Origin of the sequence: Kluyvera genomosp. 2, assembly GCF_036759865.1 — a bacterium.
Classification (GTDB): Bacteria; Pseudomonadota; Gammaproteobacteria; order Enterobacterales; family Enterobacteriaceae; genus Kluyvera; species Kluyvera ascorbata_B.
In genome coordinates, this window is the sequence record NZ_JAPKIA010000034.1 from 1 (window position 1) to 11774 (window position 11774).

The following is an 11774-nucleotide window of genomic DNA, read 5'->3' on the forward strand; positions in this document are numbered from 1 at the left end:
TGTGCAAAAAATGCGCTTAGCGTAGGATAATTTCCTTTTTCCAAGCGGACCCCTATAACGTTCCTTCCTTAAATAATCCGGCCAGCGCCGGAGGCTTTCACACGTCTGTTGCCCGCTGTTGCTGATTATCTGAACAGCGAGGCCCCCGCCTTACCCGCAATCCCACCTTCCTGACGCAAAAGTGGCCAGAAATTTTATTGCCGGTGTCGTTTTTTTTCGGTGGCTTTCCGTTATCCACAAATAACTGCAAGGGAATTTTCCCTAAGGTTAAAATCGTTATGCGTACAGGGCGCCAGCCGTCAGACGTTCAAAGTGCGTGGTTCCTTTTAAACACCTGCTCTGTACCTCTTTTAAAGATCCTGTTTATTAATCCTTTAAGAATACAACCTGTTCATCGCCTGACCTGTGGACAGGCTCCGGAGAATGACCGCCCTTGCAGCGACCTGACGGTCGCGCCGGTTCGGAAACAGCATAAGTACCTCCCGTCGCCGTGCGACGGGCCCCGGAATCAGTAGTTACAACATACAAACAATCCCTTATGGCAGAAAACCAGCGCCGTTCTGACATCCCGTGCCCCTCCCCACCACTGAAAAGCGCCGCCGCCCCCGGCCGAAGGCCGGGAGTAGTGTCGCTTTTAATAATGGGTGTTGTAACTATTCTTCTTCATCGCTGTGGGTGGAGCTGCTGTCAGTTGTCTGGTACACGCTCGTAAGCGGCCCTGCGGCCCGCTAACGCGGAGATACGCCCCGACTGCGGCTGTCGCCTTGCCGGGACCACTCCGACCGCGTACAGAGGCGTCTGAGATGTTTTTAGCCGGTATGGCATTGCAGCTACCGTGTAAGTTCCCTGGTGTCGCTGAAATAGTTGATGAACATCCCCCTAAGCGTCAGCAGCAAGCTGCCGCCGCTAAGGCCCCGGAAATCACGCCCTTTACGTCGTAAACGCCGTAAAGCCCGCTCACCGGGGTTAAAAGGGATTACTTTGACTTCGGGGTCTGAGGGCCAATGGAACGAAAACGTACGCTAAGGAAATAACCAATTGTTATAATTGATATTATTCATTCTTCTCTATGAACTGAAAGCCCGCACTAAGCAATGTTTTAGCCTCAAATGACTTTTTTACCTACCCAACTAACGTAACGATCGCACATCAGGTCGTTTTTCAACCGCATAGTGACACCTGCACTCACATGGGGGTCGGTTCCGGCTGAGGGCGAAATGACACCCTAAGCTTTCGGTTCCTTGGGCCAAAGATATTCGCCAGTCAGTAGAATGTGCGCCCAGCCCAATGGGGATATGTGGGGAAGAAATTCAGGGGGAACATCCAACCCTTCGTTCCGCCGCTCCGTGACGGCATGACCAAGATGGACGGTATTCCAGTAAATGATCACCGCAGTCAATAAATTGAGCCCAGCGATTCGGTAGTGCTGCCCCTCTGTCGTGCGATCGCGAATTTCCCCCTGCCTCCCGATACGGAGCGCATTTTTGAGCGCATGGTGGGCCTCTCCCTTGTTAAGACCGATCTGAGCACGCCGCTGCATGTCCGTATCCAGGATCCACTCAATAATGAAAAGGGTCCGTTCAATACGACCAACTTCACAAAGCGCAACTGCAAGGTTGTTTTGTCGTGGGTAAGAAGCGAGCTTGCGCAGGAGTTGGCTGGGCCTGATTTTGCCAGCGGTCATCGTCGCGGCACAACGGAAAATATCAGGCCAGTTCGCAACGATAAGATCCTCCCGGGCTTTTCCACCTACCAACTTGCGTAACTCCCTGGGGGTCGTATCGGGATTAAATACGTACAACCGCTTCGATGGCAGATCCCTGATTCGCAGAACGAGATTGTAGCCGAGCAGGCTACTGGCTCCGAACAAATGGTCGGTGAATCCTGCTGTATCGGCATACTGTTCGCGAACATGGCGACCGACCTCGTTCATCAGTAGTCCATCGAGAATATACGGTGCCTCGCTCACGGTCGCCGGGATCGACTGACAAGCGAATGGCGCGAACTGGTCGCTTACGTGAGTATACGCTTTGAGGCCGGGAACAGAACCATATTTGGCATTGACCATGTTCATGACTTCGCCATGCCGCGCTGTCGGGAAAAACTGACCATCGCTCGATGCTGACGTGCCCATCCCCCAGACGCGTGACATCGGCAGTTTACCCTGCGCGGCCACCACAATTGCCAATGCCTGGTTCATGGCTTCGCTTTCAACATGCCAGCGGGCAAGGCGTGAGAGCTGCCAGTAATCATGCGTGTTTGTAGCTTCCGCCATCTTACGCAGGCCCAGATTGAGCCCTTCAGCGAGCAGGACGTTGAGCAGACCGATCCGGTCGCGACATGGAGCCCCGGTTCTCAGATGGGTAAACGCATCTGTGAAACCAAGGGCTGCATCAACTTCAAGCAGCATGTCGGTAATCCGAACGGACGGCATTCGGCGATACAGATCCAGTATGAGTGCCTCGGCACCATCCGGCACGTCTGCTGTCAACCTGTCGATCCGCAACGTTCCATCTTCTATGCTACCGTGCGGAATAGTGCCGTTACGGGCAGCCCGGGCCAGCCGCTTAAGAGCGATCGTGAGTCGCGCCTTTCTGTCTGCCAGCCAATCCTGTGGGTTGGAAGGCACGGCCAGTTTTGCATTTTCCTGCGCCGCGATCATCGGCACCAGTACCTGCTTGAGGTCACCATAGCGGCGCGAATGAGCGAGCCAGACATCTCCGGAACGAAAAGCATCCCGGAGGTGAAAGAGTACCGCCACTTCCCAAAGACGGGTATCTCCTTTTTCCTGAGCTCGTAAATGACGGTTCCATTTGGAGCTGGGCCGCAGGAAACGCCTTTCTGGCGATGCAACACCTTTCATCTCTCCGATCGACAAAGCTGCTGCTACCAATGGTCCGGCGACCGGCGCGGCTTCGAGCTTCAGACAGCGCAACATGCGGGGCGCATAACGACGAAAGCGATGGTATCCCTGCCCGACATATGCAAGAGGCTCATCGGCTAGCGTGTTGCTGAGTTGAGTCCCTGTCGCTACCAGTTGAGCGAGCCGGTCCCATGCAACCGAACTGGCGACAGCCATCTCCAGCGGGGTTCCGTCACTGCGGGCCTCAAGCAACGAAGCTCCCAGCGCGGTGAAGGTACGGATCGTATCCGTGAGTGTGGCTTTAGAGCCGGAAATTGTTTCGTCATGCTGGCGCTTCGCTTCCCGCCAGGTTTTTCCTACGATCCTGTCATGGGTTTCGACTATGGCATCAGCAATCGCCGCTTCCCACTCCACAACACAGACGGCAAGGATCGCCCAGCGGCGGTCCGAAGTGATGTCACGCAAACCGTCGGTGAAGTAGCGTTCACCCTGCCGACGCAGCCGGGCAATGCGATGGGCAGGTATGCTGGCCAAAGCACTATGATTGATATTCAGGGTACGCAGAAATTCGAGCCTGTCGAGCAAACGGTTAGCAGCAGCCGAGTTGTTACCAACCTCGAAGTTGCGAAGCCAGATGAAACGACTGATATTGCCGGCGAGCATTTCACTCAGAAGTTTGTCCAGGTGATCGCGAACATCCGCTGTTAAATTTTCCGCAATCCGCGTTTCAATCCGCCGCTCAGCGGCGACCAGAGCATCCGCGCACAAGCGCTCGATTGTCGATACTGCGGGCAGAATGGTGGAAGTTTCCCGACACCGCACAATAAAACGATGAGCAAGATCCTCGTTTGATCTGGCATCTTCGGCCTGGCCGAAAGTCCACTCACGCAGATCACGGGCACCACGGCCCGTGAAGGTCTTGTAGCCGTAAATTTCGCGCAGCGTGTCCATGTGCTGCTGACGGGTTTGGCGCCGTGTGGCATAAGTGAGAAGCGCATCAGCCGGAACTCCAAGCTGAGCACCGACGAAGGAAAGGACTTCACGCGGGATCATCTCACCAGGAGCCAGTGCACGGCCCGGATATCGTAAGGCACAAAGTTGCAGGGCAAAGCCAATCCTGTTTTCCGGTCTGCGGCGCTGCCTAATGTTTTCCAGGTCATCATCGCCCAGCGTGTAGAACTTCAGTAGCGACAGTTCGTCCGTGGGCAGATCGAACAGCGCTGCTCGCTGCCGTTCGGTGAAAATATGGCGTCGTGACATACAAATTCGTCCCTTTTGAAGTATAGTCTGTTTTGGACAACAGCCAGCCCATATAAATCAGGGCGTTCCGATACAAAAATCCAGGAGGGTTCAATTGGGACATCGTGCCGCCATTTACTGCCGGGTTTCAACAGCGGATCAGTCTTGTGAACGCCAGGAATTTGATCTGCGAGCCTTCGCCGGCCGTGCCGGCTACGACGTGGTGGGAATATTTAAGGAAACAGGTTCAGGAACTAAACTCGACCGGGCCGAGCGAAAGAAAGTCCTGGCGCTTGCCCAGTCCAGACAAATTGATGCAATCCTGGTCACTGAGCTTTCCCGGTGGGGGCGCTCGACGCTCGATCTGCTCAATACGCTACGTGAACTGGAGAACTGGAAGGTTTCCGTGATAGCCATGAATGGAATGGCGTTCGATCTTTCGTCGCCGTATGGACGAATGCTGGCGACGTTTCTTTCCGGCATTGCGGAGTTTGAGCGGGATCTCATCAGCGAGCGGGTCAAGTCAGGCCTTGCTGTTGCGAAGGCACGTGGTAAGAGGCTTGGTCGTCAGGCCGGAGTGCGACCAAAATCAGACCGACTTTTGCCTAAGGTGGTTGCGATGAGGGCCGAGGGACGCAGCTATCGCTGGATCGCACGCGAGCTCGGTATCAGCAAGAATACCGTCGCTGACATCGTGCAACGACACAGAGCTAACGCTTAGGGTGTCATTTCGCCCTCAGCCGGAACCGACCCCGGCCATAACCGGGTGAACCCGTCGGTCCGCGGAATGGCCGCCGCGTAAAAGATCTCACAGCATCCGGCAAGCAATAAATATATCCAGCCCAAAACTTCTGGCCTCAGTGTTAACGAAATGCGCCATTTTGACCTGTGGTATGTCTTTTCTGACAGCCATTCGTCACCGGCATGGACGGATAATTATCCATCAGCTGCTGTTCAGGCTTTTCAGGATAATGCGGCTCAGAGCAGCATCTGTCTGCAAACGGTGTCCTGTGTAATCATTTTCCATCACTACCCGTGTCAGTTTACGTTGCCAGCTCTTACTGACAGATACTATTTACTGACACGCGGCGGATAGTAAATTTCAGCCATGTTCTGGAAACAGACTGAGCAAATTTCTCAGAATGGAAACGCACCCTAGCCCCGCCAAGGCTTCGCTTTACGATAATTTACCTGAAGGCGGCCATTTACCTGACGGTGCATGATAAAATGTAACCACAGACCGACCGAATTTAACTTATTAATTTAATTATCTAAATTTCTTACATCAGTCAATCAGGCTGTGCATTGCATTTTTGGAGTGCACAGTCTCTGGGTTGCCTGATTCACAATTCGTAAGTCAACATCTCAGGGGGAGATTAAGTGACAGAAAACCCAATCGGATTAACCAGAAAAGTTATCAAGCCCGTTTCTAATTTTTTCAGTTCACCTGTAGCGGGCGGTATTGTGCTTATTATTGCTTCGGCAGCCGCTATCATCGTGGCCAATTCGCCCCTCAGGGAAGGTTATGAAACACTCCTGAAATACAAAACAGCAGGCCTGTCCGTTGAGCACTGGATAAACGATGCCCTGATGGCCGTATTCTTTATGATGGTCGGGCTGGAAATCAAGCGTGAGCTTGTCACCGGCCAGTTAGCCACCTGGAGCCAGCGTGCGTTGCCGGGCTTTGCCGCACTGGGTGGTCTGGCCGTACCTGCCCTGATTTACGTGGGGTTTAATGCCGGTCATGACGAAACCCTTTCCGGCTGGGCCATCCCGGCGGCCACGGATATTGCTTTTGCGCTCGGTGTACTCGCCTTACTGGGCAGTCGTGTGCCAGTCTCGCTAAAAATTTTCCTGTCGGCGCTGGCTATTCTGGATGACATGGGGGCGGTGGCTATCATCGCGCTCTTCTATACCAGCAACATTTCGCTTCTGATGCTGGGTGGTGCAGCGGCAATGGTTGCTCTGCTGTTTAGCCTGAACCGTGCCGGCGTGACGCGCCTGCTGCCCTATCTGCTGACGGGGGGAGTACTGTGGTTTTTCATGCTTCAGTCAGGCGTGCATGCCACCGTCGCGGGTATCCTGCTGGCGTTCTTTATCCCGCTGCGAACCAGGAATGCGGCTGATGAAGTGCCTCTGGACAGGCTTGAGCATGCCATCAACCCCTGGGTCACGTTTATGATACTGCCGCTGTTTGGCTTCGCCAATGCGGGCGTCGCGTTGTCGGGCATGACGATGAATGACCTGTTGTCGCCGGTTCCGGTAGGCGTGGCGCTGGGCCTGTTTTTGGGTAAACAGGCAGGTATCTTTGGCCTGTCGCTACTGGCCGTCAGCCTGGGCCTGGCGAAACGACCAGAGAAAAGTACCTGGTTACAGGTTTATGGTGTCTCGGTACTGTGTGGGATTGGTTTTACCATGAGCCTGTTTATCGGCAATCTGGCCTTTACAGGCAGCCCTCTGCTCGTTGATGAGGTCAAGGTGGGGGTTCTGGCAGGGTCCATACTGGCCGCTCTGGCCGGTATTTTGATACTGCGCTTTGCGCCTTCTAAGCAAGTCAGGTAACGTATTATCTACAGGAAAATCCCCGTGATAACGGGGGTTTTTTCACACTGTCAGTGTATATTCTGAAGAGAAAATTGAAATTATTTAATTTTATTATAAATAATTACCTTTCTATCTTTCACATTTTACAGGCGGAGCCCTGTTCAGATAAGTCAGGATGAACGCTGGCATATCAGTTAAAATATTATGTTATTCAAATAAATAGTCGGCTAACGTGGTTTTTTACACGACTGGCCCTCTAACCCCGCTACTGAATACTGACCGCCAAAAGGCGGTTTTTTTGTTCAAAGAAACTGATCTCAGTATCGCGCCCGGGGCAGCTGGCCAACGTCGCCGGCATCGCGCCGGCAAAAATCGAAAAACAGAAATATCAGCAAGATAGCTTAAACAGGTGTCGGGAAATTTCGTTGAGATATTTTGAAGGAATCACAGTGTAAGCAGGCGCTTTTTCAGGGAGGCGCGTTCTTGCGGGTTGCGTCCCTTGTGATTGGCGATGCGATCCGCCGTGGCGGCCTGGCGCTTGACGGGCCAGTAGGAGCGGCCATCCTTGCCCATCGACCAGACGCTGCTGGCCTGGTTTTCCAGCAGGGGCAGATGGGCGCTCAGGGCTTCGGGCGACGCGCTGGTCAGCGCCGTGCGCTCACGGGTGCGCCAGCGCTGATGCCAGAGCTTCTTGTCCTCGCGCTCGCTGCCGCAGGTCGTGTGCCCGACGATGGGTGTTTTGCGGCGGCTGCGGCTCATAACGTAGTGGTCTCCAAGAACATTCAGGACTGATCCCAAGCGTCGATGGTCAAGACCTGATCGGCAGGACAGGCGGCTACGCGGTCGGGAACTGGATGGTGTTCAGTCTCATGCCGACCCCATTCGATTGATCGCGTCGCTTGCGGCACGCTGCGACGCAAGGAGGTTTGCGACCTGGTTTAGCAGCCGTGTCCGCTGCATGTCTGTTACCTATCTCCCCGACCGCTCATTGGACCAACTCCAGAGATTGGGCTCTATCGCTCAGCCAATACGAAACCGGCATTGGCTGATGCCACAACCGAGACTAACACAAATGGCTCGGTACCTGTATTTCGCGCCCCGTGCACTTGGCCCGGTCTTGCCACGGCTATCTCACCTTCCCTGAGGGCACGAACAATCCCATTGCCCTGAAAGTAATCAGCCATTCCCGACAAAACAGTCCACGTGTCTTGGCCGTGAGGATGAATGTGAGCCGCAATTTCCTGCCCGGGATGGACATGCCAAACCACGATAATTGAGTCTCGGGTTTCAAGCACAACGGAACGAATAGGCTCGCCTTCGGACGGCTGAACATACTCGGCTACAGAAAATATTCTCGATTCAACAGTCATCGGAGATCCCTCTTTCACAGTTGTCGTTACGGTCTTCATCGTCGGCATCCTGACGCACGGCGGGCAATTGCTGGAGCAACGCCGGCAGCCATTCCTGTACCGTCTCCCACACCACATCGAGGTTGATGTCGAAATAGCCGTGAGCCATGCGATTACGCATATTGCGCATGCTGCGCCACGGCACGTCGGCATGCGCCTGGGTGAACTCGACGTAGCCATCCATCACCTTTGTGGCCGCCTCGCCGATGACGATCAGGCTCATGATGACGGCCTGCTGGGTGCGCTTGTCGGCCAAGAAGTCGTCCTTGGCCATCCCTTCCACGAAGCTGCGCGCATCGGTTGCGGCCTGCTGAATGTGGTCGAGGTAATCGGGCAGGCGGTTCTCGCTCATATCGGTTGCGCCTCCGCGAGCACCTTGGCCCGGAACTTCGGCGGCAGGTCGCCGGGAGTCAGCAGATCGACGTCAACGCCGAGCAGCGATTTCAGTTCTTCTTCCAAATCGCCCAAGTCCAACAACGTGGCACCGGGCAGCGCATCGACCAACAGGTCGAGGTCGCTGCCATCCCGGTCGGTGCCATGCAGCACCGAGCCGAAGACGCGCGGGTTCGCGGCGCGAAAGCGGCCTACCGCTTCACGCACTGCGCTTCGCTTCATGTCAAGCACAACAGACGGTCGCATGCGCATCCTTTCTTATCGAAACTCGTTGAGATGATATGCAATCAAGAATAGAATTTCAAGAAGAAGGAAACCGCATGCCCCGCCGTTCGATCCTCTCCGCCGCCGAGCGCGAAAGCCTGCTGGCGTTGCCGGACACCAAGGATGAGTTGATCCGTCACTACACGTTCAGCGAAAGCGACCTCTCCATCATCCGGCAGCGGCGCGGCCCGGCCAATCGGCTGGGCTTCGCGGTGCAGCTCTGCTACCTGCGCTTTCCCGGCGTCATCCTTGGCGCTGATGAGCCACCGTTCCCGCCATTGCTGAGACTGGTCGCCAACCAGCTCAAGGTCGGCATCGAAAGCTGGGACGAGTACGGGCAGCGTGAGCAGACCCGACGCGAGCACCTGGTCGAGCTGCAAACGGTGTTCGGCTTCCAGCCGTTCACGATTGGCCACTACCGGCAGGCTGTCCAGTTGCTGACCGAGCTGGCCATGCAAACCGACAAGGGCATCGTGCTGGCCAGAGCCTTGATCGAGCACCTGCGGCGGCAGTCGGTCATTGTGCCCGCCCTCAACGCCGTCGAGCGGGCGAGCGCCGAAGCGATTACCCGCGCCAACCGGCGTCTCTACGACGCCTTGGCTGAGCCGCTGACGGACGTGCATCGCCGTCGCCTCGACGATCTGCTCAAGCGCCGCGACAACGGCAAGACGACGTGGCTGGCCTGGCTGCGGCAATCCCCGGTCAAACCGAACTCGCGGCACATGCTGGAACACATCGAACGCCTCAAGGCGTGGCAGGCGCTCGACCTGCCCTCCGGCATCGAGCGGCTGGTTCACCAGAACCGGCTGCTCAAGATCGCCCGCGAGGGCGGCCAGATGACGCCCGCCGACCTGGCGAAGTTCGAGCCGCAGCGGCGTTACGCGACCCTGGTGGCGCTCGCCATCGAGGGCATGGCCACCGTCACCGACGAAATCATCGACCTGCATGACCGCATCCTGGGCAAGCTGTTCAATGCCGCCAAGAACAAGCATCAGCAGCAGTTCCAGGCATCCGGCAAGGCGATCAATGCCAAGGTGCGGCTGTTCGGGCGCATCGGCCAGGCGCTGATCGAGGCCAAGCAAGCGGGCCGCGATCCGTTCGCCGCCATCGAGGCCGTCATGTCCTGGGATGCTTTCGCCGAGAGCGTCACCGAAGCGCAGCGGCTCGCGCAACCCGAGGACTTCGATTTCCTGCACCGCATCGGCGAGAGCTACGCCACGCTGCGCCGCTACGCGCCGGAATTTCTCGACGTGCTCAAGTTGCGGGCCGCGCCCGCCGCCAAGGACGTACTCGACGCCATCGAGGTGCTGCGCAGCATGAACAGCGACAACGCCCGCAAGGTGCCCACCGACGCGCCGACCGAGTTCATCAAGCCGCGCTGGCAGAAGCTGGTGATGACCGACACCGGCATCGACCGGCGCTACTACGAACTGTGCGCGCTGTCGGAGCTGAAGAACGCGCTGCGCTCCGGCGACATCTGGGTGCAAGGCTCGCGCCAGTTCAAGGACTTCGAGGACTACCTGGTGCCGCCCGCGAAATTCGCCAGCCTCAAGCAGGCCAGCGAATTGCGACCAGTACCTGCATGACCGGCTGACGCTGCTGGAAACGCAGCTCGCCACCGTCAACCGCATGGCGCTGGCCAACGAGCTGCCGGACGCCATCATCACGGAGTCGGGCCTGAAGATCACGCCGCTCGATGCGGCGGTGCCCGATACCGCACAGGCCCTGATCGACCAGACGGCGATGATCCTACCGCACGTCAAGATCACCGAATTGCTGCTGGAGGTAGACGAATGGACGGGCTTCACCCGGCACTTCGCCCACCTGAAGTCAGGCGACCTGGCCAAGGACAAAAACCTGTTGCTGACCACGATCCTCGCCGACGCGATCAACCTGGGCCTGACCAAGATGGCGGAATCGTGCCCCGGCACGACCTACGCCAAGCTGGCCTGGCTGCAAGCCTGGCACATCCGCGACGAAACCTACGGGGCGGCACTGGCCGAGCTGGTCAACGCGCAGTTCCGACATCCCTTCGCCGAGCATTGGGGCGACGGCACCACGTCATCGTCGGACGGCCAGAACTTCCGCACCGGCAGCAAGGCCGAGAGCACCGGCCACATCAATCCGAAATACGGCAGCAGCCCAGGGCGGACGTTCTACACCCATATCTCCGACCAGTACGCGCCGTTCCACACCAAGGTCGTGAACGTCGGCGTGCGCGACTCGACCTACGTGCTCGACGGCCTGCTGTATCACGAATCCGACCTGCGGATCGAGGAGCACTACACCGACACGGCAGGGTTCACGGACCACGTCTTCGCGTTGATGCACCTGCTGGGCTTCCGCTTCGCCCCGCGCATTCGTGACCTGGGCGACACCAAGCTCTACATCCCGAAGGGCGATGCCACCTACGAGGCGTTGAAACCGATGATCGGCGGCACGCTCAACATCAAGCACGTCCGCGCCCATTGGGATGAAATCCTGCGGATGGCCACCTCGATCAAGCAGGGCACGGCGACGGCCTCGCTGATGCTCAGGAAGCTTGGCAGCTACCCGCGCCAGAACGGCCTGGCCGTCGCCCTGCGTGAGCTGGGACGCATCGAGCGCACACTGTTCATCCTGGACTGGCTGCAAAGCGTCGAGCTGCGCCGCCGCGTGCATGCCGGGCTGAACAAAGGCGAGGCGCGCAACGCGCTGGCCCGCGCCGTGTTCTTCAACCGCCTGGGGGAAATCCGCGACCGCAGCTTCGAGCAGCAGCGCTACCGGGCCAGCGGCCTCAACCTGGTGACGGCGGCCATCGTGCTATGGAACACGGTCTATCTGGAGCGGGCCGCGAACGCCTTGCGTGGCCACGGTCAAGCCGTCGATGACGGCCTGTTGCAGTACCTGTCGCCGCTCGGCTGGGAGCACATCAACCTGACCGGCGATTACCTCTGGCGCAGCAGCGCCAAGATCGGCGCGGGCAAGTTCAGGCCGCTACGGCCGCTGCAACCGGCTTAGCGTGCTTTATTTAATGAGATGGTCACTCCCTCCTTCCCGGTATTATGCTGAGGACAGGCTTT

The 11774-nt window shown here is 57.2% G+C and carries 7 protein-coding genes and 1 pseudogene; 3 read left to right on the top strand and 5 right to left on the bottom strand.

Annotation, left to right across the window (positions count from 1 at the left end):
• Positions 1-1225: 1225 nt before the first annotated feature.
• Entirely contained in the window at positions 1226-4123 is a 2898-nt protein-coding gene (locus tag V6942_RS23150; protein WP_333501863.1) for a Tn3-like element Tn5403 family transposase, read from the bottom strand.
• 94 nt (positions 4124-4217) lie between these two features.
• Between V6942_RS23150 and V6942_RS23155 the strand changes: the two genes are divergently transcribed.
• Positions 4218-4823 carry a recombinase family protein gene (locus tag V6942_RS23155; RefSeq protein WP_000509966.1) on the top strand — a complete coding sequence of 202 codons (606 nt, stop codon included), beginning with the start codon at positions 4218-4220 and terminating at the stop codon, positions 4821-4823.
• Positions 4824-5482: 659 nt separating this feature from the next.
• Positions 5483-6664: a Na+/H+ antiporter NhaA gene (nhaA, locus tag V6942_RS23160; RefSeq protein ID WP_004194048.1), complete on the top strand. Its 1182-nt coding sequence runs from the start codon at positions 5483-5485 to the stop codon at positions 6662-6664.
• Positions 6665-7090: 426 nt separating this feature from the next.
• Here the strand turns inward: nhaA and V6942_RS23165 are convergent, their stop codons facing one another.
• The 4 genes from V6942_RS23165 to V6942_RS23180 all read right to left on the bottom strand — a co-directional run bounded on the left by V6942_RS23165 (position 7091) and on the right by V6942_RS23180 (position 8694).
• On the bottom strand, positions 7091-7405 hold the full coding sequence (locus tag V6942_RS23165) for a hypothetical protein (protein ID WP_000091613.1): 315 nt from the start codon (positions 7403-7405) through the stop codon (positions 7091-7093).
• Positions 7406-7659: 254 nt separating this feature from the next.
• Entirely contained in the window at positions 7660-8016 is a 357-nt protein-coding gene (locus tag V6942_RS23170) for a cupin domain-containing protein (RefSeq protein ID WP_000215515.1), read from the bottom strand.
• Positions 8006-8407: a DUF86 domain-containing protein gene (locus V6942_RS23175; protein WP_001293886.1), complete on the bottom strand. Its 402-nt coding sequence runs from the start codon at positions 8405-8407 to the stop codon at positions 8006-8008. The genes V6942_RS23170 and V6942_RS23175 overlap by 11 nt, the downstream gene beginning before the upstream one ends.
• Positions 8404-8694: a nucleotidyltransferase family protein gene (locus V6942_RS23180; RefSeq protein ID WP_001247892.1), complete on the bottom strand. Its 291-nt coding sequence runs from the start codon at positions 8692-8694 to the stop codon at positions 8404-8406. The genes V6942_RS23175 and V6942_RS23180 overlap by 4 nt, the downstream gene beginning before the upstream one ends.
• A gap of 35 nt (positions 8695-8729) precedes the next feature.
• Here V6942_RS23180 and V6942_RS23185 point away from each other — a divergent pair.
• Positions 8730-11712: pseudogene (locus V6942_RS23185) on the top strand (Tn3-like element ISPa38 family transposase).
• The last annotated feature ends 62 nt before the right edge of the window (positions 11713-11774 follow it).

What these genes read in the sequence shown, in the direction of transcription:
- V6942_RS23150 (WP_333501863.1), bottom strand. Translation starts at nt 4,123, where the DNA reads ATGTCACGACGCCATATTTTCACCGAACGGCAGCGAGCAGCGCTGTTC.
- V6942_RS23170 (WP_000215515.1), bottom strand. Translation starts at nt 8,016, where the DNA reads ATGACTGTTGAATCGAGAATATTTTCTGTAGCCGAGTATGTTCAGCCG.
- V6942_RS23180 (WP_001247892.1), bottom strand. Translation starts at nt 8,694, where the DNA reads ATGCGACCGTCTGTTGTGCTTGACATGAAGCGAAGCGCAGTGCGTGAA.
- V6942_RS23175 (WP_001293886.1), bottom strand. Translation starts at nt 8,407, where the DNA reads ATGAGCGAGAACCGCCTGCCCGATTACCTCGACCACATTCAGCAGGCC.
- V6942_RS23165 (WP_000091613.1), bottom strand. Translation starts at nt 7,405, where the DNA reads ATGAGCCGCAGCCGCCGCAAAACACCCATCGTCGGGCACACGACCTGC.